Annotated in this window: 26 protein-coding genes; 24 read left to right on the top strand and 2 right to left on the bottom strand. The window is 32.0% G+C overall.

The genetic code is table 11. The features are described 5' to 3' along the window. Positions 1-150: 150 nt before the first annotated feature. Complete coding sequence (locus IAI10_RS08210) at positions 151-2,706, top strand: calcium-translocating P-type ATPase, PMCA-type (protein WP_315672817.1); 2,556 nt, start codon at positions 151-153, stop codon at positions 2,704-2,706. Positions 2,707-2,728: 22 nt separating this feature from the next. On the opposite strand, the gene IAI10_RS08205 is transcribed toward IAI10_RS08210, so the two are convergent. Then, positions 2,729-3,148 (bottom strand): hypothetical protein, encoded by a 420-nt coding sequence (locus tag IAI10_RS08205; RefSeq protein WP_315672816.1) that lies wholly within the window; start codon positions 3,146-3,148, stop codon positions 2,729-2,731. A 321-nt stretch (positions 3,149-3,469) separates the two neighbouring features. Here IAI10_RS08205 and IAI10_RS08200 point away from each other — a divergent pair, with 321 nt between their 5' ends. Then, positions 3,470-5,761 carry an AAA family ATPase gene (locus tag IAI10_RS08200; RefSeq protein ID WP_315672815.1) on the top strand — a complete coding sequence of 764 codons (2,292 nt, stop codon included), beginning with the start codon at positions 3,470-3,472 and terminating at the stop codon, positions 5,759-5,761. 23 nt (positions 5,762-5,784) lie between these two features. Here the strand turns inward: IAI10_RS08200 and ychF are convergent, their stop codons facing one another. Next, positions 5,785-6,882 (bottom strand): redox-regulated ATPase YchF, encoded by a 1,098-nt coding sequence (gene ychF / locus IAI10_RS08195; protein ID WP_315672814.1) that lies wholly within the window; start codon positions 6,880-6,882, stop codon positions 5,785-5,787. A gap of 329 nt (positions 6,883-7,211) precedes the next feature. On the opposite strand from ychF, the gene mraZ reads away from it, so the two are divergent. From mraZ to uraA, 22 genes are all read left to right on the top strand, one after another. Beyond that, positions 7,212-7,640 (top strand): division/cell wall cluster transcriptional repressor MraZ, encoded by a 429-nt coding sequence (mraZ, locus tag IAI10_RS08190; protein WP_315672813.1) that lies wholly within the window; start codon positions 7,212-7,214, stop codon positions 7,638-7,640. A 10-nt stretch (positions 7,641-7,650) separates the two neighbouring features. Beyond that, a complete protein-coding gene (rsmH, locus tag IAI10_RS08185; RefSeq protein ID WP_315672812.1) occupies positions 7,651-8,583 on the top strand; it encodes a 16S rRNA (cytosine(1402)-N(4))-methyltransferase RsmH in 933 nt (310 codons plus the stop codon). Positions 8,584-8,610: 27 nt separating this feature from the next. Continuing rightward, on the top strand, positions 8,611-9,117 hold the full coding sequence (locus IAI10_RS08180; protein WP_315672811.1) for a hypothetical protein: 507 nt from the start codon (positions 8,611-8,613) through the stop codon (positions 9,115-9,117). A gap of 33 nt (positions 9,118-9,150) precedes the next feature. Continuing rightward, entirely contained in the window at positions 9,151-11,358 is a 2,208-nt protein-coding gene (locus tag IAI10_RS08175) for a stage V sporulation protein D (protein WP_315672810.1), read from the top strand. A gap of 253 nt (positions 11,359-11,611) precedes the next feature. After that, on the top strand, positions 11,612-13,066 hold the full coding sequence (locus IAI10_RS08170; RefSeq protein WP_315672809.1) for a UDP-N-acetylmuramoyl-L-alanyl-D-glutamate--2,6-diaminopimelate ligase: 1,455 nt from the start codon (positions 11,612-11,614) through the stop codon (positions 13,064-13,066). A 1-nt stretch (position 13,067) separates the two neighbouring features. Beyond that, positions 13,068-14,435 (top strand): UDP-N-acetylmuramoyl-tripeptide--D-alanyl-D-alanine ligase, encoded by a 1,368-nt coding sequence (gene murF, locus IAI10_RS08165; RefSeq protein ID WP_315672808.1) that lies wholly within the window; start codon positions 13,068-13,070, stop codon positions 14,433-14,435. A gap of 26 nt (positions 14,436-14,461) precedes the next feature. Further along, entirely contained in the window at positions 14,462-15,430 is a 969-nt protein-coding gene (gene mraY / locus IAI10_RS08160) for a phospho-N-acetylmuramoyl-pentapeptide-transferase (protein WP_315672807.1), read from the top strand. 64 nt (positions 15,431-15,494) lie between these two features. After that, positions 15,495-16,610: a stage V sporulation protein E gene (gene spoVE, locus IAI10_RS08155; protein WP_315672806.1), complete on the top strand. Its 1,116-nt coding sequence runs from the start codon at positions 15,495-15,497 to the stop codon at positions 16,608-16,610. A gap of 244 nt (positions 16,611-16,854) precedes the next feature. After that, on the top strand, positions 16,855-17,604 hold the full coding sequence (locus tag IAI10_RS08150) for an FtsQ-type POTRA domain-containing protein (RefSeq protein ID WP_315672805.1): 750 nt from the start codon (positions 16,855-16,857) through the stop codon (positions 17,602-17,604). Between the two features lie 42 nt (positions 17,605-17,646). Further along, positions 17,647-18,363 (top strand): DUF881 domain-containing protein, encoded by a 717-nt coding sequence (locus tag IAI10_RS08145; RefSeq protein ID WP_315672804.1) that lies wholly within the window; start codon positions 17,647-17,649, stop codon positions 18,361-18,363. Between the two features lie 16 nt (positions 18,364-18,379). Beyond that, complete coding sequence (locus tag IAI10_RS08140; protein ID WP_315672803.1) at positions 18,380-18,718, top strand: small basic family protein; 339 nt, start codon at positions 18,380-18,382, stop codon at positions 18,716-18,718. A gap of 13 nt (positions 18,719-18,731) precedes the next feature. Further along, positions 18,732-19,466 carry a DUF881 domain-containing protein gene (locus IAI10_RS08135; RefSeq protein WP_315672802.1) on the top strand — a complete coding sequence of 245 codons (735 nt, stop codon included), beginning with the start codon at positions 18,732-18,734 and terminating at the stop codon, positions 19,464-19,466. Positions 19,467-19,558: 92 nt separating this feature from the next. Next, complete coding sequence (locus IAI10_RS08130; protein ID WP_315672801.1) at positions 19,559-20,224, top strand: YggS family pyridoxal phosphate-dependent enzyme; 666 nt, start codon at positions 19,559-19,561, stop codon at positions 20,222-20,224. A 20-nt stretch (positions 20,225-20,244) separates the two neighbouring features. Then, entirely contained in the window at positions 20,245-20,694 is a 450-nt protein-coding gene (locus tag IAI10_RS08125) for a cell division protein SepF (RefSeq protein WP_315672800.1), read from the top strand. Between the two features lie 15 nt (positions 20,695-20,709). Then, positions 20,710-20,955, top strand: coding sequence for a YggT family protein (locus IAI10_RS08120; protein WP_315672915.1), 246 nt, complete (start codon positions 20,710-20,712; stop codon positions 20,953-20,955). 8 nt (positions 20,956-20,963) lie between these two features. Next, positions 20,964-21,731: a YlmH/Sll1252 family protein gene (locus tag IAI10_RS08115; protein ID WP_315672799.1), complete on the top strand. Its 768-nt coding sequence runs from the start codon at positions 20,964-20,966 to the stop codon at positions 21,729-21,731. A 16-nt stretch (positions 21,732-21,747) separates the two neighbouring features. Continuing rightward, positions 21,748-22,350: a DivIVA domain-containing protein gene (locus IAI10_RS08110; RefSeq protein WP_315672798.1), complete on the top strand. Its 603-nt coding sequence runs from the start codon at positions 21,748-21,750 to the stop codon at positions 22,348-22,350. A gap of 164 nt (positions 22,351-22,514) precedes the next feature. Next, on the top strand, positions 22,515-23,126 hold the full coding sequence (locus IAI10_RS08105; protein WP_315672797.1) for a TraR/DksA C4-type zinc finger protein: 612 nt from the start codon (positions 22,515-22,517) through the stop codon (positions 23,124-23,126). 27 nt (positions 23,127-23,153) lie between these two features. Beyond that, on the top strand, positions 23,154-23,600 hold the full coding sequence (gene lspA, locus IAI10_RS08100; RefSeq protein WP_315672796.1) for a signal peptidase II: 447 nt from the start codon (positions 23,154-23,156) through the stop codon (positions 23,598-23,600). Then, positions 23,600-24,517, top strand: a complete 918-nt coding sequence (locus IAI10_RS08095) for an RluA family pseudouridine synthase (RefSeq protein ID WP_315672795.1) — start codon at positions 23,600-23,602, stop codon at positions 24,515-24,517. Before lspA ends, IAI10_RS08095 begins: the two co-directional genes overlap by 1 nt. A 211-nt stretch (positions 24,518-24,728) precedes the next feature. Beyond that, positions 24,729-25,271: a bifunctional pyr operon transcriptional regulator/uracil phosphoribosyltransferase PyrR gene (gene pyrR / locus IAI10_RS08090; protein ID WP_315672794.1), complete on the top strand. Its 543-nt coding sequence runs from the start codon at positions 24,729-24,731 to the stop codon at positions 25,269-25,271. 29 nt (positions 25,272-25,300) lie between these two features. After that, entirely contained in the window at positions 25,301-26,590 is a 1,290-nt protein-coding gene (uraA, locus tag IAI10_RS08085) for a uracil permease (RefSeq protein WP_315672793.1), read from the top strand. The last annotated feature ends 45 nt before the right edge of the window (positions 26,591-26,635 follow it).

Here is a 26,635-nt window from a genome sequence, read left to right as displayed (position 1 = left end):
TCTTTTTTAGATTCTTATAGCTTTATTTTAAATGTTACATAAAAAAATGTAAAGCACTTTTAAAATCATCATAGCAATAAAGACATTAACATATATATAAAATATAGTTTCTAGAATGAAACGATAGCAAGTACATATTTGGGAGGAGAAATGTTAGAAGAAAAGCAAATACTTAATGGACTTACAAGTAGCGAAGCTAACAGACGATTAAAGCAATATGGGTTAAATAGATTGGAGAAAAAAAATAAAATATCCCCATATAAAATATTTCTGGAGCAATTTAATGATTTTATAATTTGGGTGCTTATGGTAGCTACCGTTATCTCATGGTATATGGGGGAATCCGGAGAGGCAGTTACTATAATAATTATTATAGTTATGAATGCTTTCATGGGCTTTATACAAGAATACAAAACAGAAAAATCTCTGGAAGCCCTAAAAAGCATGGCAGCGCCTACAGCTAAAGTAATAAGAGATGGTAAAATTAAGATAATTAATGCTGAGACTATTGTAATAGGAGATATGCTGGTTCTTGAAAGCGGAGATAAGATACCCGCTGATGCCATAATACTTAATTCTAACTCTGTCACAGTAGATGAATCACTTCTTACCGGAGAATCTGTTGGAGTTACAAAAAGCAATAGGGATAAAGAGAATAAAATATTTATGGGAACTATAGTTATGAGTGGGAAAGCCACTGCAAGAGTTATATACACGGGCATGTCCACAGAAATGGGAAAAATAGCTGATATGCTTCAAAATATAGAAGCGGAGAAATCACCTATAAAAGAAAAGCTAAATTCAATAGGAAAGGTATTAGTAGTGCTATGCATTGTTATATGTGCCATAGTAACAGCTCTTGGCATAATGCGAGGAAACAATCCAATGGATATGTTTCTCTTAGGAGTAAGCCTTGCTGTAGCAGCCATACCAGAAGGACTTCCGGCAATAGTTACGGTGGCCTTGGCTCTTGGAGTTTCAAGAATGCTTAAAAGAAATGCTCTTATAAGGAAGCTTCCAGCAGTAGAGACTCTAGGGTGTACTTCCATAATATGCAGTGATAAGACAGGAACCCTTACGCAAAATAAGATGACAGTAAAAGCCTTATACTATAACAATAGAAATATTAGTTTAGAAAATACTTCATTAACAATTACACAGGATAATAGCATGCTTAAAAAAATATTTGTAAATTGCAGTGATTGCAGTTTTGATTTTGAAAAGAAAAGTGTAGAGCAGGCAGTTTTTGGTGATCCTACTGAAACAGCTCTAATTAGAGTGTTTTTTAGAGATGTTATGGAATTAAAAAAATATACACTAAATTCTTTAAGAGAATATGAAGTTCCTTTTGATTCCAGCAGGAAGATGATGACTGTAATAATGAAAGAAAATGGAGTTAAGATATGCTATGTTAAAGGGGCTCCAGAAAGAATAATTGAAAGATGCAAATGGATACTCATAAACGGGGAAGTTAAGGTTTTTACTCCGGATTATAAAAGACAAGTAGAGGCTGCAGTGGAGGCTATGTCCAATAAAGCTTTAAGATGCATAGCCGGAGCTTATAAAAAAGATGGGATAACTTATAGCAGATCTGTGGAGAAAGATTTGGTTTTTGTAGGGGTGGCAGGGATTATAGATCCTCCTAGGAAAGAAGTAAAGGATGCTGTGCTTAAATGTAAAATAGCAGGGATAAAACCAGTTATGATCACTGGTGATCATAAAAATACAGCTTTTGCTATAGGAAAGGAACTTAATATATGTAAATCCATGGAGGAAGTTATTACTGGAGAAGAATTGGATAAGCTTTCAGATAAGGAGCTTAAAAGTAAAATAGATAAGATGTCTATTTTTGCAAGAGTTAACCCTAATCATAAGCTTAGAATAGTTAAATGCTTCAAAAGTAAAAATAAGATAGTAGCTATGACCGGTGATGGAGTTAATGATGCTCCTGCAGTAAAAGAAGCTGACATAGGTATAGCCATGGGCATATCTGGTACGGATGTCACCAAAGAGGCTGCATCTATGATACTTTTGGATGATAATTTTGCTACCATAGTGGCTTCTGTAGAAGAGGGCAGAGTAATATATAACAATATAAGGAAATTTATCAGATACCTATTATCCTGCAATTTAGGAGAGGTATTAACAATGTTTTTAGCAAGCCTTTACAATTTAGAGGTACCTCTTACAGCAATACAAATATTGCTTGTAAATTTAGCTACAGATGGACTGCCAGCCATAGCACTAGGCGTAGATCCTCCAGATGGAGATATTATGAATGAGAAGCCAAGACCAAAGGAGGAAGGAGTTTTTGCTAGAGGTCTTACTGAAAAAATTGTTCTTAGAGGCGGGCTTATAGGAATATGTACCATTATGACCTTTATTGTGGGAAAAAATTATGGATATTCTCTAGAAAAGTGCAGAACTATGGCTTTATCCACATTGGTTTTGTCCCAGTTAATTCATGTTTTTGAGTGCAGATCTGAGAGAAAATCTATATTTGAAATAAATCCATTTACAAATCCATATCTTCTTGGAGCAGTGGCTATATCAATCTGCATGATAGTATCAGTAGTTTATATTCCATTATTTCAAGGTATTTTTGGCACTGTAGCATTAAATGCGGCACAGCTTCTTGTGGTAGTATTTTTTTCAGCTATAATAGCTTTCATCAACAGCATGTACTTATATATAACAAGAAAATAAGGAAAGCTCTTTCGAGTTTTCCTTATTTATATTTATATTGGACCTTTGTAGCTTTTTTCATTATATCACCCTCAACATGATGCAGTTCTTTTTTGGTGGTGATATTTATAACATTTGCTATTTCTATACCGTCGCTCACAGCATCCTTTGACTTCTTCTTCTTTCCTTTAAGTCCTTGAATTATAACAAGATTTCCTTGAGATACCGATATAAATGTAGGCTTTTTAAACCATCTATTTCTTTTGTATACGCAGGATATAACTCCTTTGCTTCTTTCAGGTCTAACGATAATTACAGCCTTAATTTTATAGAATATCCAAAGTATTTTTTTCTCCTCAATTTTTACAGAAAGTACATTACCTTTAATTTGAGTAAGTCTATCACCGTACTTTTTCATAGCTGTATCTTGATAATACTTTGCTAATTTCTCTTTGAATCCCATATTTAGTAGCTCCTTTTCAATATTGTAAATATTATATTTATAAAAATTTAAAAACTTAATATTTATTTAGGAAATTGTACAATTTAAAAATTTAAACGTTTATTCCAATCCCTAATTATAAACTGCTTTTATGTTTATAAGTCTTCATACTATTATATCATAGGAAAGTATTTCAGAAAATTGTATAATTAAAAAAATTTGTACCTAAAATTATATTTTAGAATATTATATTATATGATAAATTAAAAAATTATATTATTCTCATTAATAAAAGGGAGGAGGAGAATACTCCTAACTTAATTTGAGGAGTTTCAAGTTATTATGAAGAATGAATTTGATTATGGTAAAGTAGCCTATGATATTGATTTATCAAAGATGAAAGAATGCAGGGAATCTATTGATATACCAAGTTACAATAATGTGCTAGAAAAGATAAAGAGCTATTTAAAGATAGATGATACTGGATACAACATTTATCTTATAGACGATTTTGCTAGAACAAAGGTGGATAGCATAAAAAAGGCAGTGCAAGAAACTTTGGCTGCAAGTGATATCAAAGATTTATGTTATGTAATTTATGAAGATGAAAGGTTTCCTAAAGTAATGGAATTATCTTCTGGAAGCGGTATGGAATTTAAAAATGCTCTAGAAGATATAAAGGAAACATACAGAAATGTTATATTTGATTTTTATAATGACGGATTAAATGGAAAAGAAAGCTTGCTTACAAAGATACAAAATAAAAGAAATGAATTAGTGGAAAGCCTATACAGCGAAGCTAAGAAATATGATTTTGATATTAAATTTACTGGGAGCACATTCTCTTTTGTACCGCTAAAAGATGGAGTATCTATGACTGAAAAGGAGTATGACGAGCTTAATTTTTCACAAAAGCAAAAAATGATTGATAAATTAAATGCATTAAAACAAAAAGCCCATGAAGTATTGGAAAAATTAAATAATTATGAGGCTGAAGCGCTGCAGCAGATGAAGGAATTAATGATAATATACTTTGGAGATTCCACAAATGATGTTAAAACAAAATATTTTTCCTTATTTGCTTCTCAAGAAAATGCATTAAACTATTTAAAATTAGTGTGTCAGAATATAGAAGGAGAAATAGTTGAAATATTCAGTTTGAATTACGATGATGATGAAGAGGAAATAAATAAAATAATAAATAAATATAAAGCTAAAATTTTGGTGAGTAATGAAAAAGATTCGATTCCTCCTGTTATAGTAGAAGAAGATCCTGCAATATCTAATCTGCTAGGAGGAATAGAATATGAGAATCATAGCGGAAACTATACTACCAATATTGATCTCATAAAGCCTGGAAGCTTAATAAAAGCTAATGGCGGATGCCTTATAATAAAAGCGAGTGCACTTTTTTCCTATGCTAATTCCTATCATTATTTAAAGAAAGCTTTAGAAAATCAATGCGTTAAATTCGATTTAAATACAAATTATATAGAATTAATATCTCCCACAAGGTTTAAGCCTGAAAAAATAAATATAAAAACAAAAGTTATTATAATAGGTGATTATAAAACTTACGAAGTGCTATACAATATGGATGATGAATTTAAGGACATATTTAAAATAAGGGTAGAATATGACAATCTTATAGATAACACTGTAGCAAATATTAAGATGATAATGGAAAATATAAAATATATAATAAATGAAAATTCTTTGGTGCATATTGAAGAAAAGTCGGCTAAGGAGATATTTAGATATTTAGCAAGGAAAGCAGGCAATAGGAAACAGTTTAACTATAACTATGAAGAAATTAAGAAGATACTGATGCTGGTAAACAATAAAGCTAAGGCTAATGGTACAAATAAAATTAAGGCAGAAGATATAGAAAGCATATTATATGAGAAGGAATCCACTGAAAAGTATATACTTCAGAGCTATGAGGATAATAGAATAGTATTTGATGTGGATAATAGTTTAGTGGGTTCAGTTAATGGACTTTCTGTTATTGATATAGGGTATTTATCTTTTGGAAGGCCTATAAGAATCACCTGCAGCTGCTGCAGGGGGAATGGTGAGATTTATGATATGCAGAAAGAAAACAGCTTAAGCGGCAATATTCATAGTAAGTCAATAAATATACTAAAAGGACTTATGAATGGACTTTTGGGAAGCTATTCCGGTGTAAATGTGGACTTTCATATAAGTTTTGAACAATTATACGGTAAAATAGAGGGGGATAGTGCCTCAGTAGCTGAAGTTATAAGCATGATATCGGCTCTTAGCAAGCTGCCAGTAAGGCAAAATATAGCAGTAACTGGGTCTATAAATCAGTTTGGTGAGGTTCAGCCGGTAGGTGGAATAATAGAAAAAATAGAGGGATTTTATGATGTATGCAAGCTAAAAGGAAGCTGCAAGAACAAAGGAGTGATCATACCAAAGCTAAATTCTGAGGATTTAATACTAAGAAGAGATATAGAAGAGGAAATATTTAAAAGTAATTTTCATATTTATTATATGAGCAGCCTAAAGGATGCGCTAGAGATTATTTTAGGAGATGAAAATCTTAATTATGATGAAATAATAATGGCCGCTTCCAGAGAACAAAAAAAATATGTAACCAGGAATAGATAATAATCCATTCCTGGTTACATTTACTATACGTTAAATCTAAAGTTAACTACGTCTCCGTCTTGCATTATGTATTCTTTGCCTTCAAGTCTGTAGAAGCCTTTTTCTTTTGCAGCAGCTTCAGAACCGCATTCTACTAATTTATCATAAGAAATTATTTCAGCTCTAATAAAGCCTCTTTCTATATCAGAGTGAATTTTTCCAGCAGCTGCAGGTGCTTTTGTGCCTTGTTTTATGGTCCATGCTCTAACTTCCTGTTCTCCAGCAGTTAAAAAGCTCATAAGGCCTAATAATTTGTAGGAAGCATGTATAAGCTTATTAAGACCGGTTTCATTTAATCCATAATCTGCTAAAAGCTCAGCTTTTTCATCATCTTCAAGGGCTGATAACTCTTCTTCTAATTTTGCACATACAACAATAACTTCAGAATTTTCGTTATTAGCAAATTCCTTTATTTTTTTTACATACTCGTTTTCTAAGTTTCCTTCTGTTAAATCCTCTTCTGATATATTAGCAGCATATAGCACAGGCTTTGAGGTTAGAAGAAAATAACTTTTGATCAATTCGTCCTCATCGTCGTTAATTTCAAGGGTTCTTACTGGATGACCTGCTTCTAAATGTGCTTTTAACTTTTCCTGAAGAGTCAATTCTTCTTTAGCTTTTTTGTCACCTGATCTAGCAAGCTTAACTGTTTTTTCTATTCTTCTTTCGAGGACTTCAATGTCTGAAAAAATCAGCTCTAGGTTTATAGTTTCTATATCTCTTACAGGATCTACAGAACCATCAACATGAACTATATTGTCATCATTAAAGGCTCTAACCACATGAACAATAGAAGAAACTTCTCTTATATGTGAAAGAAACTTATTTCCAAGACCCTCTCCTTGGCTAGCTCCTTTTACAAGACCTGCTATATCGTAAAATTCTATAGTGGCATATACTTTCTTTTTTGAAGAATACATTTCTTCTAAAACATCTAATCTTTTATCTGGTACTGCTACTACACCTACATTTGGTTCAATAGTGCAGAAGGGATAATTAGCGGACTCAGCGCCAGCTTTTGTTATGGCGTTAAATAGCGTACTTTTGCCCACATTTGGTAAACCAACTATTCCTAATTTCATATATGAGCATTCCTTTCTTTATTTATATATCAAATTTATTCTATCGGCTTCCTATTATATGTAAACTTTGCATTAATAAAGCCTTTTAGTACAATTAAAAATTATACATTAGTAATACCTTTATTTCAACTATATAATGTCTAGAAAATATAACAAACTAAATTTATATAAATAAATTAAAAATAATATTAAAAAAGTAAAACAAAATTATCACAAAAAAGAAGGATTTTTTATTTTTATATAGAATAGTTTTTGTTAGTGGGTTAAAGTGGAGCAAAGTGGAGCAAAAAACATTAAAAGTGGAGATAAAATACAAAAAGGGGTGTAACATGTTTATTGGTGAGTATCAACATGCTGTTGACAGTAAAAACAGAATGATAATTCCTTCAAAGTTCAGAGATGAAATTGGAGAAACTTTTGTGCTCACAAAAGGTCTAGACGGTTGTCTTTATGCTTACACCATAAGCGAATGGAAAATATTAGAACAAAAGCTTAAAAGTCTTCCGCTTTCCAGTAAAGATGCAAGAGCGTTTGTAAGGTTTTTCTTTTCAGGTGCTAATGAAATTGAAGTAGATAAACAGGGAAGAGCTTTAATTCCACAAAATTTATTAGAATATGCTGAAATAGAAAAGGAAATAGTAAGCATAGGAGTTTCTACAAGAGTTGAAATATGGAGTAAGAAAAAATGGGATGAATATAATAGTTCAAACATTGATTTTGATAGTATATCAGAAAAGATGAGCGAGCTTGGAATATAGGAGAAAAAATATGGAATTCAAACATTTGTCTATAATGCTTAATGAGTGCATCGAAGGACTCGATATAAAAAAAACAGGTATATATGTGGATTGTACTTTAGGTGGTGGAGGACATTCTAAGTTCATATTAGAGCATCTATCAGAAGAAGGAAGGCTCATAGGAATAGATCAGGATATGGATGCTATTAATGCAGCTAAAGAGAGGCTGAAGGATTATAAAAATGTTACATATGTCAATGATAATTTTTATAATATAGATGCCATTTTAAGAAAACTGGACATAGAGAAAGTTGATGGAATATTGATGGACCTGGGAGTTTCTTCCTATCAGCTTGATAATGCTGAAAGAGGCTTCAGTTATATGAATGATGCTAAATTAGATATGAGAATGGATAGGCATCAAGAACAATCAGCTTATGATGTTGTAAATTATTACGAAGAAAAAGAGCTTGAGAGAATTATTAGGGATTACGGAGAGGAAAAATTTGCACGAAGAATAGCTTCATTTATATCAGAAAGAAGAAGCCAAAAACCTATTGAGAGCACCTTAGAGCTTGTTGATATAATTAAAGCAGCTATCCCAGCAAGGGCCAGAAGAGAGGGACCTCATCCGGCGAAAAGAACGTTTCAGGCAATAAGAATAGAAGTTAATAAAGAGCTTGAAATATTAAATAAAACTATAGAAGATGCTGTGAATAATCTAAATCCAAAAGGAAGATTGGCTATAATAACCTTTCATTCTTTGGAAGATAGAATTGTAAAAAACAAATTTAAGCAATTGGAGAAACCTTGTATCTGTCCGCCACAGTTTCCTATTTGCCAATGTGGAAAGGTACCAGAAATAAAAATAGTAACTAGAAAACCAATAGAACCATCTGAAAATGAAATAGAAATTAATCCTAGAAGCAGAAGTGCAAAGCTAAGAATAGCTGAAAAAATATAGTTATATTTAGGCTGAGAGGTGAATAAATTGATATTGAAAGAAGAAGATGAATACATAAGAGGAAGCACTGTAATGATTCCTAAACGCAGGGAAGAAACAACTTCAAGCGAAGACTATGAAAAAATAAAGAAAAGCAATATTATAAGAAAAAACAAAATAAAATATAAAAAGAATCAAAAAAAGAGAAAAGCTTTAAAGACTATAGCAGTAATCTTTGCTTTAGGCTTCCTATTGATGCTTAATGAAACCCACATATACAAAAAGCAGGTAGAGTTAAATAAACTTACTGACAATGTAACTGATACTAATAAAAGCATCGAAGATTTGAATATTAAACTCATACAGCTAAATGGATTAAGCAGTATAGAAGGCATTGCTAAGGATAAACTGAATATGTCTATGCAAAATATGGACAAAAAGGTTAAAGTGACTTTTCATGGAAACAATTTTGTAGAGGTACCATCCGACAAAAATAATGATTCACAAAAGAGTATAATAAGTGAAATAAAGGATTTTTTTATTTCTAACTTTTAGAATTTATCATTATTTATGGCGGGAGGAGCGATATTGAGAATAAATAATTATAGAGATAAGGTAATAGTCAAGAGAAGAATACTTATTTCTGTAGGGGTTATAGCAGTTCTGTTTTTTTCGTTGATATTAAGATTATTTTACTTAATGGTTCTGCAGCAAAATAAGCTTAAAGGGTTAGCTACGGAACAATGGACAAACGAGGTAAAAATAGACGCTAAGAGAGGTAAAATACTAGATAGATATGGCAATGAATTAGCAGTTAGTGCAAATGTGTACAGAGTTGATTTGGACATGAATACCATAAGAAATTATATGAAGAGAAATAATCAGTCCTTTGAAGCTATCGCAGCAAAGCTTTCTAAGGCATTAGACATGGATAATGCTAAGGTACTTAAAGAGCTTACCACAACTTTGAAAAGTGGAAAAGATAGAGGTTCAGCTATACTTGCACGTAGAATAGAAAAAGACAAAGCAGATAAGGTTAATGACTTAAAAATATCTGGAGTTTTGGTATCTCCAGATACAAAAAGGTATTATCCTGAAAATAACTTTTTATCACAGGTAATTGGAACTACTAATTCTGATGGAGATGGACTTGCAGGAGTTGAACTTGAATATAATAAGTTATTAAAGGGAACTCCGGGATTTAGAATATCTGAAATAGATAGAAATAACGATGAGTTACCATATATAATTTCAGATTTTACAAAACCTGTACAGGGAAAGGATATAGTTCTTACCATAGATGAGAAAATGCAGTATTTTGCAGAAAAAGCAGCACAGCAGGCTATGAATGACAATAAAGCAAAGGCTGTTACCATAATGATAATGAATCCTAAAAATGGAGAAATACTAGCACTGGCAAATACACCAGGATTTGATCCTAACAATCCTAGAGAAGGCGCTAATAGCCCAGATGAAATGGCGCAAAAGTGGAGAAATAGGGCAGTGAGTGATACATATGAACCAGGTTCTATTTTTAAAGTAATAACGGCTATTGCAGCTATGGAAAAAGGCGTGGTAAGCGATTCGGATACTTTCGTATGTAACGGAAGCTTAAACGTAGCAGGAGCAAATATACATTGCTGGAAGACCAGCGGTCATGGAACTGAAAGCTTTGTAGATATTTTAAAAAATTCCTGTAATGTGGGATTTATGGTATTAGGATCTCGTCTTGGGGCAGCTAATCTTAATGAGTATATAAATAAATTTGGATTTGGGAGCAAGACAAATATAGATTTACCAGGAGAGGCAAAAGGAATTATTAGAAAGACAAGCAGTATAGGTCCAGTGGATTTAGCTACTATATCTTTTGGTCAGAGCAATACTGTAACTCCAGTACAATACATGACTGCTTTTAATGCTATAGTAAATGGTGGATATTTAATAACTCCACATGTAATGAAGGATATACAGCAGGAAGATGCAAATGGCAATGAAGTGATTGACAGTACCTTTGAACAGTACGATAAGAATTATCAAAAAAAACAAATCATAGATAAGACTCAGGCAGATAAACTTCGTTCATATTTGGAAAAGGTTGTTTCTGAAGGCGGAGGAAAAAAAGCATTTATTGACGGTTATCATATTGCAGGTAAGACAGGGACTGCTCAAAAGGTTAATCCTCAGACAGGAGCTTATGAAGCTGGAAAATATGTGGCATCCTTTGCAGGAACTGCTCCGGCAAATGATCCTAAGGTATCTGTTTTTATTTCTATTGATGAACCTGATCCTTCAAATTATTATGCTGGACAAATAGCTGCACCAGTAGCTAAGCAGGTTTTTTATGATATATTTAACTACATATCCTTAAAAGGAGATGTAAATGTGGAAGATACTGCTAGGAGTATGTTAAATGATGTGATAGTTCCTAATGTGATAGGAAATAAAAAGTCAGATGCCGTAAGTACATTAACTAAGAGTAATTTAAAGTGTGATGTAAAAGTGCAGGGGGATGGAGATACAATTATTGATATGAATCCTAAACCAGGATATACAACTAAAGAAGGAACTACAGTTGTACTTTACATGGGAAATGCTGCTTCAGCTAGCGAAGATATAGTTGTTCCTGACTTAAGCGGATACAGCAAAGAAAAAGCACAAGAAGTACTTGCTAGTCTAGGTATTAAAGCTTCGTTTATAGGAACTGGAATTATTACGGATCAAAGTGTGGACCCTGGACAAATAATAAAGAAAGATGATACTTTAAATATTGAAATGGAAGATACTCCAGGAGACTAGTTTTATAGGCATGCAACTGATATGGGAATCTAGCTTTTGATTATCAATTATGCAAAAGAATGGATGGGTTAATTTGCATAATTGGAAATCTTAGTTGATATTTCTGTATTTAAGGTAGGCATGCCTATGTCATGTAAAATATTAACTTGTGTTTTTCCCTCAGTATTATTAAATTATTATTAGGGTAATAATTAAAGTAATTACATAAAAACATCATAATAAATAATTTGCATATATGAAAGGTAGTGTAAATATGAAGCTTAGTGAGCTTTTAAATGGAATAGATTATAAAGTAATAAGCGGAAATGTGGGATTGGATATAAATAATATTCAATATAATTCAAGATTAGTTGGCAAAAATGATGCTTTCTTTTGTATAACAGGATATAATACTGACGGACATATTTATGCAAAGTCAGCAGTTGAAAATGGAGCAGCCGTAATTATTTGTGAAAAAAAAGTGGACGTAGGCAGCCATGTACTGTTAGTTCAGGTAGCTGATTGCAGAAAGGCTTTAGCTGTAGCTGGTGCAAATTATTATGAAAACCCAGCGAAAAAGATGAAAATTATAGGAATAACAGGAACAAACGGTAAGACTACTACTACCTATATGATCAAGTCTGTACTGGAGAAAGCTGGATACAAGACTGGATTGATCGGTACTATAGCAAATTATATAGGTGACAAAAAAATTCATTCTGAGAGAACTACTCCAGAATCCTTAGAACTACAAAAATTATTTTATGAAATGGTACAGCAAAATGTAAAATACTGCATAATGGAGGTATCTTCACATTCATTAGAGCTTAATAGAGTGTATGGAGTAAAATTCGATTATGGGATATTTACCAACTTAACTCAAGATCATTTGGATTTTCATAAAACTTTTGAAAATTACTACAATGCTAAATTGAAGCTGTTTAAAAACAGTAAAATGTCAATAATAAATATTGATAACGAATATGGAAAGAGAGTATATGAAGATACCGAGAATGATAAAATCACCTATGGCATAGAAAATGCCACGGTAACAGCCAAAAATATAAAAATGTACTCTAGGGGAGCGGATTTTACCATAAATTACGATGGGGTAAAGAAAGATGTTACTATATTTATACCTGGAATGTATAACGTATATAATTCCTTGGCGGCTATAGCGGTAGCTTTAAAAGAAAATATCTCCTTAGAAAATATAGAAAAAGGATTAAAAGATACGCAGGTTCCTGGAAGATGTGAATTAGTAACGAAGGATTATGATTTGGGATATGACATAATAATCGATTATGCCCATACACCGGATGGACTGGAAAATATATTAAAGACAGCTAGGGAGTTTACAAAAGGAAGACTTATTTCTTTGTTTGGCTGCGGAGGAAATAGAGATAAAAGCAAACGGCCAATCATGGGGAAAATAGGGTCTGAACTTAGCGATATAAGTATTATTACATCGGATAATCCAAGAGATGAAGAACCAATGGAAATAATAAAAGATATATTACAAGGTGTTAATGGAGAACATTTAACAATAGAAAATAGACGAGAAGCTATAGAAAAAGCTATAAGCATAGCTGGAAAAGGCGATGTGATAGTTATTGCAGGAAAAGGGCATGAGGACTATCAGATATTTAAAAATAATCAAATAATACATTTTGATGAAAGAGAAATAGTAAAAGAAATACTTGAAAAAGTAAATAACCAGGGGTGTTAAGATGGAAGTTTTAAAATTGAGTGAACTTATAGAAGCTATAGGAGGCAAGGTATATATAAGCGGGAAAAAAGATTATTTTTCAGGAGTATCTATTGATACCCGTCAAATAGCTGATGATAACTTATATATAGCAATTAAAGGAGAAAAATTCAATGGTAATGAATTTGTAAAAATTGCTTGTGAAAAAGGTGCCTCCATATGTATAGTTGATGAAATAAAGTTTCAGTCAAGTGAAATTGAGAATGCTACAATCATCTTAGTGGAAGATACAAGAAAGGCTTTAAAAGATCTTGCGAAATACTATAGAAACAAGCTTAACATTAAAGTAGTAGGGGTTACTGGTTCCACTGGAAAGACAACAACAAAAGATTTAATAGCAGCTGCATTAAGTGAAAAATATAAGGTGTTTAAAACTAAAGGTAATTTTAACAATGAAATAGGCCTTCCGCTTATGATTTTTAATCTTGATAAAACCTACGATGTAGCCATATTAGAAATGGGCATGAGCAATCTTTACGAGATACACAGACTAGCAGATACTGCACGTCCAGATATAAGTGTAATTACTAATATAGGTATATCGCACATTGAGAATTTGGGAACTAGAGAAAATATATTAAAGGCTAAATTAGAAATAACGGATTTTTTTAATAAGCAAAGTGTATTGATTATTAATTCCGAAAATGATATGTTGATGAACTTTAAGTCTGATGAATTTATAGTAAAAAGCATAGGCTATAATACTGATTTTAGCTACTGTGCTAAAAATATAGAGCTTATGGAGAATAAAATAGCATATGATTTATATGACAATAATAAACTTATAAATAATAAAGTATCCATTAATATTGTAGGTCAGCACAATGTACTTAATTCACTTCTAGCTATTGCAGTGGCAAGAGAATTTAATGTTGATTATACAGACATAGTTAGGGGATTTATTAATCTGGAAGCCACCTCTATGAGATTGGATATAGTAAAGGTTAATGGAATGACTTTAATAGATGACAGCTATAATGCAAGCCCTGACTCAATGAAAGCAGCATTAGATGTGCAGAAAAATATTAAGGGTGGCAGAAAAATTGCTGTATTGGGTACGATGAGAGAACTTGGGAAAGAGTCATATAACTGTCATTTGGAAGTTGGAAAATATGCAGGTGTTAAGGGTATAGATATGCTAATAGCAACTGGCGAATATGTTGAAGCTTATAAAGAAGGCTTTAACCATAATGATAAATTTTATAGTTTTGAAAGCAATGACCTGGCAGCCGAATTCTTATTAAAAGAATTAAAAGAAAATGACGTAATACTAGTAAAGGCTTCTAGATCCATGAAATTTGAAACTATAGTAAATAGATTAAAAAATTAAAAGCAAATAACGGGGGATGTTACCACATGAAGGATTTATTAAACACTGCTATTGTCTATTCTGTACTAATTTCTTTTATAATTGTATCACTCATAGGACCATTTGCTATTCCAGCTTTGAAATGGCTTAAATTTGGTCAGTTTATTAGAGAGGAGGGGCCTAAAAGTCATCAAAAGAAGGCAGGAACTCCTACTATGGGGGGCATTATTTTTATTGCTGCAGTGGTAGTTTGCTTTCCATTCATGATTAAAAATCCGACAGATAAATCTATGATAGCCTTATATGCATTCTTAGCTTTTGGCGCTATTGGATTTATGGATGACCTGTTAAAGATAATTCATAAAAATAATTTAGGACTTAGAGCTTACCAGAAGATGATAATGCTTTTGCTAGTGGCAGTACTATTAGCTTATTATGCCTATACAAATGATGAGATCGGCTCCAAGATATTTGTACCATTTTTTAAGGTAAACATAGATTTAGGAATTTTATATGTGCCCTTTATTATCGTTTTCTTACTTGCTACCACTAATGCTGTAAATCTTACAGATGGATTAGATGGGCTGGCTACTTCAATTACACTTTTAGTTATGACATTCTTTACTATGATATGTTTGGGAATGTCACAATATACATTGGCTAGATTTTGTGCTGTGGTTTCAGGTGCTCTCTTAGCATTTTTAAGATTTAATGCTTTCCCGGCTAGGGTATTTATGGGAGATACAGGTTCTTTAGCACTTGGAGGAGCAGTGGCGGCAGTGGCTATGCTATTAAGGCTTCCACTTCTCATAATACTAGTGGGGGGAATATATTTGATAGAAGCATTATCAGTTATTCTTCAGGTTGGAAGCTTTAAATTAAGAGGTAAACGAATATTTAAGATGGCTCCTATTCACCATCACTTTGAAATGAATGGATGGGCAGAGCCTAAAATAGTTTCAGTTTTTTCTATAATAACCGTTATATTGTGTTTGATTTCATTTCTAGCATTCTAAATTAGTGGTTATTAATAATCATTGAATACAGATGTGTTCACAACAATTTTTAGGAGGAGAATTTATGAAAAAATCCAGGGTTAACTTGGGAGAAGCTGATTTTGTTATGTTTTGTGTGATACTGCTTCTTCTTACTATAGGATTAATAATGGTTTACAGTGCTAGCTCGTGGACGGCGTCTATTCAATATAAAGATGACATGCATTTTTTAAAGAGACAGGGACCTGCAGCTGTAATTGGTATTATAGCTATGCTTTTCTTTATGAGATTTGATTACCACAAAATAAAAAAATATACCATATTGATGATGATATTATGCGTACCCTTGCTTTTAGCAGTTTTTTTATTTCCAGGAGCAAAAGGGGCGCAAAGATGGATAAATTTAGGTCCAATCAGTATACAGCCTTCAGAAATAGTAAAATATGTTATGGTTCTATACTTAGCCAAAAGTATAGACTATAAGGGAGAAAGAATAAAGAGTCTTTTATATGGGGTGCTTCCATATTTATTTGTTGCAGGAGCTTATGCTGGACTTATACTTTTAGAAAAAAACCTAAGTATTTGTGCTGTAATAATGATTGTGACGCTTATACTTTTATTTGTAGGGGGGGCGAGATTGTGGCATATATTTGGTCTTGTGGCTCCTGTATGTACTGTTGCAGGAATAATGCTAATATTCACAGCTAGTTACAGAAAAGCTAGACTTCTAAATTTCATAGATCCTTGGAAAGATGCTTCTGGTAATGGATATCAATTAATACAATCGCTGTATGCATTAGGATCTGGAGGAATCTGGGGAGTTGGACTTGGCCAATCTAGACAAAAAGCTTATTATATGCCTGAACCGCATAATGATTTCATATTTTCAATCATAGGAGAAGAATTAGGACTTATAGGATGTATTTTAATAATAAGCCTGTTTATGATTCTCGTATGGAGAGGAATAAGGACTGCTATAAATTCTAAGGATACATATGGTACATTGCTTGCTACAGGAATAACTTCAGTAATAGCTATTCAAGCTATAATAAACATAGCAGTTGTGTCTGGTTCTATGCCAGTTACAGGAGTTCCCTTACCCTTTATAAGTTATGGAGGATCTTCCCTTGTTTTAAATCTATCTGCCATGGGGATTTTGCTTAATGTGTCTAGGCAAATAGATAGAAAAAGAATGTATTGACGAAATGAAGTGAAAATACCACTTCAAAACTTAGTAATATATAAAACCAAAATTAAAACATATTTAATATTTTTATTTTATTAGTAAAATAAAAAATTAATATGTTTTATTATATATTTTAATGAAATTAAAAGTATAAAGTGTTATTATATAAATAATAACAAATTTATATCAATCTATTTATGCAAAATGTAAAAAATAGGCTGATGGAGAACTATTTGAGATGTTTATGGGGGAAAGCGGTTTGAAAAAAAATAATGAACTCATAAAGAGAAGAAAAAGAAAGCAGAGATATAGGAGGGGAATTTTATTACTTTTCATTTTGAGTATTATAACAGCAGTGTTATTGTTAAAATTGCCCTATTTTAATATAAACCAAATTCAGGTAAACAACAATAAAAAATTAAATAAGCAGGAAGTAATAACTGTTTCAAAACTAAAAATTGGAGAGAATATATTTATTTCTAATTTGAATAAAATTAAAAACAATTTATTGACAAATCCGTATATATCTAGTGTGACAGTAAAAAGGAAACTTCCATCTACGGTAGTAATAAATATACAGGAAAGAACTCCATACTTCTTTATACAAAAGGATAAAGATATTATTTTGATGGATAGTGATGGATATGCTTTAGAAAAAACCACTGCTGTTCCTGATAATAAGCTCATTAGAGTTGATGGAATAGACATAAATTCGGTAAAAGTGGGCGAAAATTTAAAAGACTCTACTAAGTTAAATATATTGCATGAGTTTACAAAATATGAAAATAAAACTGATACTGTTATAACAAGCATAGATGTATCTTTAGCAGCGGATATAAAAGTGAATTTTAAAGATTCGGTCTTGGTGAAAATTGGGACTGTTGATAACTTAAGGAAGAAACTCAGTGATGCTGTAGATATAATTAACCAAACCGAGTTAAAAACTAAAAAAGGCTACATAGATATGAGTTATAATGGATCGCCTGTTTATGCCGTAGATAATCCTTAAAAATTTAAAAAGTGCGTAGTATATAGAAGAAGGAGGGGTAAGATGAAAAAGTTGACATCTCAATTAACAGTAGCTCTGGTATGTGGACTTTTAGGATTCATGCTTACATATCAATTTAAGCTTTTAGCAAATCAAGATACCAGCAGTAATGTGGATAATAAAAATAGCACGGAAATAACAGCAGAAATAGACGCATTAAAAAAATCAAAACAGGAATTAGAGCAAAAAAATAATCAACTCACTGATCAAATCAAAAAATATGAAGATAGTGCTACTTCAGATAACGGAACTAATAAGAGTATAAAGGATGAACTTGATAAGAGCAGAAATCTTCTTGGATATACCGATGTTCAAGGACAAGGAATAATATTGTATCTTACTCCTAAAAGTGATCTCTTTTCTTCCAGCAAACCGCAATATATAGATCATAGAGAATTGACATATCTAGTAAATGAGCTGAATTTTGCTGGAGCTGAGGCTATATCAATAAATGATGAAAGGATAACGGAACAAACTGGAATTAAATTATCAGGCAATAATTATATATTAATAAATGGTGATAAAATATCTCCTAGTCAAAGAATAACGATTAAGGCTATAGGAGATAAGACAAAATTGGAGCAATCTTTAAAATTTGCGGGGGTATTTGATTATTTAGATTTACCTAATTATACTTATGAAATATCCACATCAGATTCTGTAAAGATTCCAAAATACAGTAAAGAATATAAAAATGATTATTTAAATCCAGTAAAATAGTTTATGAGGTGAATTTATGGTTGCTATATTAGGAATGTTAGTTGGTATTATAATAGGAATAGTTTGGAATGTAAATATTCCAGAAAAGTTTTCGCCATACATCTCTGTGGCTATTTTAGCCTGTCTTGATTCTGTATTTGGAGCTATAAGGGCTAACCTATCTAAAAATTTTCAGGCAGATATATTTATATCTGGTTTTTTCGGCAATGCTGCTTTAGCAGCGGCTTTGGCTTATTTAGGAGATAAATTAGGTATTCCCATATACATAGCAGCAGTTATAGTTTTCGGAGGAAGAATATTTGATAATTTTGCAATTATAAGAAGACTGCTAATAGAAAAAGCAAGATCCCGCTAATGAGGTGATGTATGTGAAGGCCAATGAAATGAAAATATTTGTTTTTATTGCATGTGTTATAATAGGAATAATGATATCTATGAATATAAGTTTTGCTAATACTACACCTACGGTTATACTTAGTGCTGAACAATATAAGCAGGCTATAGATGAAAGGACCCAATTATACAATCAGATATCTGAATTACAAAGCCAGTATTGGAAAAATAATTCTAAGTTAAAGGATTATACCAACATCGATACTTCTAGTTCAAAGGTTGTAAGTGACATGAAAAATGAATTGGAAAAAAATGATGTCATATTAGGCAATGAAGCAGTTACTGGAAAAGGATTAAAAATAATGTTAGATGATGCAGACACTAATTTTGATAGTACTGAGACCGTGAGCGAAGAAGAGAGATGGGTAAGAATAATTCATAATACAGATATTTTGGAAGTGATAAACAGTCTAAGAAATGCAGGAGCCCAAGCAATATCCATAAATGATCAGCGTATACTTAGTAATTCGGAAGTATATTGCTGGGGACCATTTTTGAAAATAAACAATGTAAATTTATGCGCTCCATTTTATATAAATGTTATAGGAAATTCAAATGCAATAAAAGATTACATGACAAATGATGAGGGATATCTTACTTATTTAAAATATCGAAACATAAGAGTAAGTGTGGATACAGTAGATAATGTAAAAATTCCGGCTTACATAGGAGACATAGATAATAAGTATGTTAAAGAAACCAAAAAATAAATATAAATTTTAATAAAAATTAAAGGGAAATTTGATTTTATGAAGAATATATATTTGAGAAGAGAATTTTCCTACTGTAGGAGGGGTATATTTTGGAAATAAGAGAAAATGTTAGGGCCCTAAATAACCTCTTTAGATCTCAAGTGAAATTAATCGCTGTAAGTAAGACTAGAAGCTTGGAGGAAATGGAATTAGCCTACTTGGAGGGAATTCGAGATTTTGGAGAGAATAAGGTTCAGGAACTTGTGGATAAACATGAAAAATTTCACACTGATGTTAGGTGGCATCTTATAGGTCACTTACAAAGAAATAAGGTGAAATATATAGTAGGCAAGGTATATCTGATACAATCTCTAGACAGTTTAAGGCTATTAGATGAAATTGAAAAGCAATATGCAAAAGAAAATAAGATTGCTAATGTGCTTATACAAATAAATATAGCCAAAGATCCTAATAAGTCAGGTGCTTTTGAGGAAGAAATAGATGAGATGATTTCTGCTATAGAAAATTGCAAGTATGTGAAAGCAAAAGGTCTCATGGCTGTAATTCCTAAGGGAGACGAAGTAGAATGCAGAAACTACTTTGGAAAAATGAAAGGTATTTTTGAGAATTTAAGTAGTAAAAAATTAAAAAATGTTACTATGGAATACTTGTCTATGGGGATGACAGGAGATTATATGTGGGCTGTAAAAGAAGGCTCAAATGTAGTCAGGATTGGTGAAGGCATATTTGGAAAAAGAAATTATAATAATATATAATATATAGGAGGTATATTTTTATGGCAAAAGTATTTAACAAGGTGATGGGATTTTTAGGATTGGAAGATGAATATGATGATGTAGAAGAGGTAGTTGAAACTGAAAGAGAGGAAGAAGTAGAAGTAAATGCTCCAGTTTCTCAGTTTAACAAGAAGCAAAGTAAGGTTGTAAATATACATAGTTCAAATTCTGCAAAAGTTGTAATCATGAAGCCTGTTACATTTGACGAAGTAACTAATATTTGTGATGATTTAAGAAATAGAAAGATAGTTGTAGTAAATACTACAAGCTTGGATCCTAAAATTGCTCAAAGAATGTTAGATTTTATGAGTGGTGCTAGCTACGCTTTAGATGGTGAATTGCAGGAAGTTGAAAGAGGAGTGTATGTATTATCACCTTCAACTGTTGAAGTTACTAATGAATTAAAAGGTGAATTGTCAAGTAAAGGATTGTTTAGCTGGGCAAAATAAGGGGAGGCGTTCGCAATTTTTATAAGTACATTCATCACTTTACTTATAAATCTTCTTGAATGGTGCATCGCTATAGATATAATAATTTCTTGGGTTATGCCGGATAAAAACAATACATTTATATCTGTACTGAAAAGTTTAACAGAGCCATTGTATTATCCAGGAAGAAAAATTCAGGAAAAAATATTGCCAGACCTTCAATTAGATTTATCGCCAATTGTTGCATATTTTATTTTAGCATTTATAGGAAGTTTGGTGTAGTTATAAATATGAAAAAAGATGACTTTATTAGCATGCTTAATTTAGCTGACAATGAATCAGCGTTAAAGCTTTTTGACAGATTTTCTTTAGCAGAGAAAACTGGAAAAACAGTTTTTTCAACAGATTTTTACCCTCCTAATGTCTGGGCAAGAGTTATTTCTTCTGCTGAAAGTTTAAGAATTCCTATAGAAGCTTTTGGAGCTTTTCAAGAAGCTGAACGTAGGATGTTAGCATTTAACTTTGACACTAATATGGATTTTCCGATGATTTTATTTAAAATAATTAATAAATCTAAGTTTTCTCAGCTTACTCATAGAGATTATCTTGGAGTTCTAATGTCATTAGGGATAAAAAGAGAGAAGCTGGGAGATATTGTTGTCAGTGATAATGAGTGTTATGCTGTAGTTTTCGATGAACTATATTCATACATAGAATCTAGTGTAAAACAAATTGGAAAGTCACCTTGCAGTGTGGTTAGATTGGAATCTTTTGATGATGTTCCCTCAATTAATTTTGAGGAAAGCATTATCATATCTACTTCTATGCGATGTGACAGTATAGTAAGTGCTATAACAAGATTATCAAGAGCCAAAGGTGTGGAGCTTATTAATGGCGGTAAGGTTCTTGTAAATTATGTAGACATACGTGAAAAAGACTATGAAGTAGAAGTTTTATCTACTGTTACTATAAAAGGATATGGAAAGTATAAGATATATGAAGTGATAGGTAGCAGCGGCAGTGGAAGATTAAAAATTAGGATAAAAAAATTTGTATAAGTTGAGGTGTTAGCTAATGAAATTAACAGCAATGGATATAAATAATAAAGAATTTAAAAGATCCTTAAGAGGTTATAGTGCAGAGGAAGTTGATGAATTTATAGAAAAAGTAGCAGAGGATTATGAAGCAATATATAAAGAAAATTCTAATTTAAAGGAAAAGTTATCTTCACTTAATGAAAAAGTAGATCACTACTCAAAAATAGAGTCCACTATTCAGAATACATTAGTTCTAGCTCAAAATGCTGCGGAGCAAGCAAAGGCTTCTTCACAAAAAGAAGCTGAATTTATAATAAAGAATGCTAATGACACTGCACATAAAATCATCGAAAAGGCTCATAATGATATAATAGATGTCAATAAAGATTATGATAAGGTTAAACAGGAATTTGTTAAATTTAGAGCTAAGTTCAGAAACTTTATGAAAGTTCAAGTAGATACTTTTGATGAACTGGAAAAGGACTTTATAAAAAATTATAGCGTAGGTTCCGTTATTGAAGATGTTGAAGAAAAAGAGATTGAAGAAGATACAAAGATGGATATAAACAATCTTGAAGACACAGCTTTTGATAATGATGAATTAAACGAAATTAAAAAGTTTTTTGTAAAAGATAATTAATATAGAATATAAGATTATAATTTTAATTATTAACTTATGCATTTATATGCATAAGTTAAGTTTTTATCATTGGAATATACTGGCGTTATAAAAATTCGTACCCTTGGTAGAATAAATATATAAATTAATAATGAAATCTACCAAACTAAGAGAGGTGAAAGGGTATGGATAATAATAGATTAAATTTTTATAAAAATGCCTTATTGAAGGAAAGAAAGCGAATTGAAGATTTAATTGAACAGCTAAAGAGAAATCAAGTAATAGGAACAAATTTTGAAGCATCTTCGGAATTGTCATTTTATGACAATCATCCTGGTGATTTGGCATCAGAAATGAATGATTTGGAACGAGGAAGAGCTTTTGAGAATAACGAAATAGCTATATTAGAAAAAATAGAAGATGCATTAAAAAGCATAGGCAAAGGTGATTACGGAATATGTAAGAATTGCGGAGATAAGATTTCTGAGGAAAGGCTAAATTTTATACTATATACTAGATACTGCATAAAGTGTCAAAATACTATAAGTGATATGGCCGAAACCAGGGATTTATATAGAAATGAGACTCAAAATTATCTCCTAAAGCCTTTTGGCTATGGGCACGATGACTATCATGAACAATTAATTTTTGACGGCGAAGATACATACCAAGCTGTTGATAAATTCAATAAATTAAAAAATGTTTATGAATATTTTGAAGAAAACGAAGAAGAAGGCTACGTAGAGCCCATAGAGAAAATAAGCAATGATCAATATAGGAGTCAATTACCGGACTAAGTTTTATTGTTTACAAGGGGGATGTAAATGGAGTTTATCATAATAGTATTAGGCATAATAGCAGACCGAGTTACTAAAATAGCAGCAGCAAAAGCACTTTCAGGTGGAAATGAAGTAGTAATTATTAAAAATCTCTTTTCTTTCTCATATGTAGAAAATGTCGGAGCTGCATTTGGCATATTTGCAAATAAGCAGATAATACTAAGCATTATAACTTTGATAATACTTTCTTTAATTATCTTTTATATGTATAAATCCAAGATTAAATCCAAGTTTTTTAGGATAGGCGCATCCTTAGTAATTGGCGGTGCCATAGGAAACTTAATTGATAGAATATATAGAGGATATGTAATAGATTTTATTTTACTTCACTACAAAGATGTATATAGCTGGCCCAATTTTAATGTAGCAGATATTTGCGTAGTGTTTGGAACAATTTCATTAGCAATATATATATTAAAGGATGTCAAGTAATGGAACAATTTTTATACAATGTTGATGAAAGTCAAGCAGGAATGCGAATAGATAAATATTTAAGCGAATTAATAACAGATAAATCAAGATCTTATATACAGGAAATAATTAACCGTGGTAATGTAAAAGTAAATGATAAAATTGTAAAAAGTAATTATAAGATTAAAAATGCTGATTCTATACTAGTTGATATTCCAGAGCTTGAAATTTTAAGCGTTGAACCTGAAGATATTCCTCTAGATATTATCTACGAAGACAATGATATAATAGTAGTAAATAAACCTCAAGGCATGGTGGTGCATCCTGCAGTTGGTAACTATTCAGGAACTATGGTTAATGCACTTCTGGCTCATTGTAAGGATCTATCGGGAATAAATGGAGTTATAAGACCTGGAATAGTTCATAGGATTGACAAGGATACCTCTGGAGTTCTTGTGGTAGCCAAAAATGATTGTGCTCATAATAGTCTTAGCGAGCAGCTGAAAGACCATACAATGAATAGAATATATATAGCTTTGGCTGAAGGAGTAATAAAGCAGGATGAAGGTAAAGTAGATGCCCTATTAGGAAGACATACCGTTGACAGATTGAAATTTGCGGTAGTTAAGGATGGCAAGAAAGCAATTACTCATTTTAAGGTGCTGGAAAGATACAATAATGCTACCTTGATTCAATGCAAATTAGAGACTGGAAGAACTCATCAAATAAGAGTTCATATGGCTCATATAGGGCACCCGCTGGTTGGAGATCCACTGTATGGATATAAAAAACAAAAATTTAATCTGCAAGGACAAATGCTACATGCAAAAACCTTAGGTTTTATTCACCCTACCACTCATGAATATATTGAGTTTAATTCTGAGCTGCCAGGGTATTTTGTAAAAATACTCAACATTTTAAAAAGCGAGTTGAAATAATATTTGAATTGTGATATTATTTCTATGATATATAGGATTTAAATTTAATACCGCTACCTTTAAACGATCCTGTGAGGTCGTAAGGCTTATTTAGATAAATTTGGGATATTCAATTGCCTTACCCTTTTTGGGTTGGGCAATTTTCTTTTATTAATAAATATCATACTAATAGCCAAGCAGTAAATAATAAAATGGGGAAGAAGGTGAATTTGTGGAATTAAAGTCAGTGCTTTTAGATGAAAAAGCTCTTCAAAGGACTCTTACAAGAATTTCACATGAAATCATTGAGAAAAATAAAGGCGTAGAGGATGTAGTACTAATCGGAATAAAGAGAAGAGGATATCCTATAGCTGAAAGAATATCTAAGAAAATTGAGGAGATTGAAGGAATAAAAATTCCTGTTGGAAGTGTGGATATAAGCTTGTATAGAGATGATCTTAAAAAAATAGCTGATGTACCTAAAATTAATGATAGTCATTTGGGGGTAGCTGTAGAAGATAAGAAAGTTATATTAGTGGACGATGTTGTATATACAGGAAGAACTGCCAGGGCTGCCATTGATGCAGTAATATCTGTAGGAAGGCCACAGATGATAGAGCTTGCAGTGCTTATAGACAGAGGGCATAGGGAGCTTCCTATAAGAGCAGATTTCGTGGGAAAGAATGTACCTACATCAAAATCTGAAATTATAGCTGTAGAATTAAAAGAAAGTGATAATAAAGAGGACTCTGTTAAAATATTTGATATTAATTAAAAATTTTAATATATAACTAGGGGGAAAAGATGAAAGATTTTGTAGATGTAGAAGAAAAACTTCCGTTAGGTAAAACTATACCGTTAAGTTTCCAGCACCTATTTGCTATGTTTGGTGCCACTATACTTGTACCTAGCATGTTCCATATTAATCCTGCCATTGCGTTGCTTATGAATGGAATAGGAACTATACTTTACACAATAATAACTAGAGGAAAAATACCTGCTTACCTAGGATCTAGCTTTGCATTTATAGCTCCTGTAACAGCGATAATTGCATCAACTTCCTTTGCTCATGCTCAGTCGGGATTTATATTCTTTGGTTTATTCTTTGTGATAATGTCTTTCGTAATAAGATATGCAGGAACCGCTTGGATAGACATAGTTATGCCTCCAGCAGTTATGGGATCTGTAGTAGCAGTTATAGGCTTAGAACTTGCACCTAATGCTGCAAGTCAAGCTGGACTTGTAGTAGCAGCAGGTGCTACGCTTCCTAAATATACTTTGCTTGTATCCATGGTTACATTGGCAGTAGGAGTTATAGGAACTGTTGTATTTAGAAGATTTATGAAGGTTATTCCAATACTTATTGCGGTTGTGGTTGGATATATTTTAGCTTTGCCATTAGGTTTAGTTAAAACCTCTGTAATAGCTCAGGCACATTGGTTTGCACTTCCTAAGTTCACTGCTCCAGTATTTGATTTGAATGCAATAATCATGATAGCCCCAGCTTGTCTAGTGGTATTTGCCGAACATGTAGGACATCTTATTGTTACAGGTAATGTTACAAATAAGGATCTAATTAAAGATCCAGGGCTTCACACTTCATTGTTAGCAGATGGTTTAAGCAACATTGTTTCAGGCTTTGCTGGTTCACCTCCAAATACAACTTATGGTGAAAATATCGGAGTTATGGCAATCACTAGAGTTTATTCTGTTTGGGTTATAAGAGGAGCAGCGATTCTTGCTATATTGTTTTCTTGCATAGGAAAGATTGCAGCCATAATTCAAGTTATACCTGATCCTGTAATGGGAGGAGTAACGATTTTACTTTATGGAGTTATAGCTATATCAGGAATAAGAATGTTAGTAGAAAACGCTGTAGATTTCAGCAAAAATTATAATATGGTGTTAGCAGCTGTTACTTTCGTAATAGGAGTTAGCGGAGCTTCTATAAAACTTGGACGTACTGGCGCAACAATCAAAGGAATGGCGCTTGCAGCAGTGGTTGGAGTTATATTGTCCTTGTTGTTTTATGTTTTGGATAAGCTAGGACTTATGAATGAAAAATATGAACCTAACCCTTCAAATAAAAAATAATAGTTTATATTTTCTTAGTAACTGATATAATCTATATATGATATA

The organism is Clostridium sp. 19966, assembly GCF_032335695.1.
Taxonomy (GTDB): domain Bacteria; phylum Bacillota; class Clostridia; order Clostridiales; family Clostridiaceae; genus JACTOJ01.
This window is presented reverse-complemented; position numbering and strand designations above follow the sequence as displayed.

What these genes read in the sequence shown, in the direction of transcription:
- IAI10_RS08210 (WP_315672817.1), top strand. Translation starts at nt 151, where the DNA reads ATGTTAGAAGAAAAGCAAATACTTAATGGACTTACAAGTAGCGAAGCT.
- IAI10_RS08205 (WP_315672816.1), bottom strand. Translation starts at nt 3,148, where the DNA reads ATGGGATTCAAAGAGAAATTAGCAAAGTATTATCAAGATACAGCTATG.
- IAI10_RS08200 (WP_315672815.1), top strand. Translation starts at nt 3,470, where the DNA reads ATGAAGAATGAATTTGATTATGGTAAAGTAGCCTATGATATTGATTTA.
- ychF (WP_315672814.1), bottom strand. Translation starts at nt 6,882, where the DNA reads ATGAAATTAGGAATAGTTGGTTTACCAAATGTGGGCAAAAGTACGCTA.
- mraZ (WP_315672813.1), top strand. Translation starts at nt 7,212, where the DNA reads ATGTTTATTGGTGAGTATCAACATGCTGTTGACAGTAAAAACAGAATG.
- rsmH (WP_315672812.1), top strand. Translation starts at nt 7,651, where the DNA reads ATGGAATTCAAACATTTGTCTATAATGCTTAATGAGTGCATCGAAGGA.
- IAI10_RS08170 (WP_315672809.1), top strand. Translation starts at nt 11,612, where the DNA reads ATGAAGCTTAGTGAGCTTTTAAATGGAATAGATTATAAAGTAATAAGC.
- murF (WP_315672808.1), top strand. Translation starts at nt 13,068, where the DNA reads ATGGAAGTTTTAAAATTGAGTGAACTTATAGAAGCTATAGGAGGCAAG.
- mraY (WP_315672807.1), top strand. Translation starts at nt 14,462, where the DNA reads ATGAAGGATTTATTAAACACTGCTATTGTCTATTCTGTACTAATTTCT.
- spoVE (WP_315672806.1), top strand. Translation starts at nt 15,495, where the DNA reads ATGAAAAAATCCAGGGTTAACTTGGGAGAAGCTGATTTTGTTATGTTT.
- IAI10_RS08145 (WP_315672804.1), top strand. Translation starts at nt 17,647, where the DNA reads ATGAAAAAGTTGACATCTCAATTAACAGTAGCTCTGGTATGTGGACTT.
- IAI10_RS08140 (WP_315672803.1), top strand. Translation starts at nt 18,380, where the DNA reads ATGGTTGCTATATTAGGAATGTTAGTTGGTATTATAATAGGAATAGTT.
- IAI10_RS08125 (WP_315672800.1), top strand. Translation starts at nt 20,245, where the DNA reads ATGGCAAAAGTATTTAACAAGGTGATGGGATTTTTAGGATTGGAAGAT.
- IAI10_RS08115 (WP_315672799.1), top strand. Translation starts at nt 20,964, where the DNA reads ATGAAAAAAGATGACTTTATTAGCATGCTTAATTTAGCTGACAATGAA.
- IAI10_RS08110 (WP_315672798.1), top strand. Translation starts at nt 21,748, where the DNA reads ATGAAATTAACAGCAATGGATATAAATAATAAAGAATTTAAAAGATCC.
- IAI10_RS08105 (WP_315672797.1), top strand. Translation starts at nt 22,515, where the DNA reads ATGGATAATAATAGATTAAATTTTTATAAAAATGCCTTATTGAAGGAA.
- lspA (WP_315672796.1), top strand. Translation starts at nt 23,154, where the DNA reads ATGGAGTTTATCATAATAGTATTAGGCATAATAGCAGACCGAGTTACT.
- IAI10_RS08095 (WP_315672795.1), top strand. Translation starts at nt 23,600, where the DNA reads ATGGAACAATTTTTATACAATGTTGATGAAAGTCAAGCAGGAATGCGA.
- uraA (WP_315672793.1), top strand. Translation starts at nt 25,301, where the DNA reads ATGAAAGATTTTGTAGATGTAGAAGAAAAACTTCCGTTAGGTAAAACT.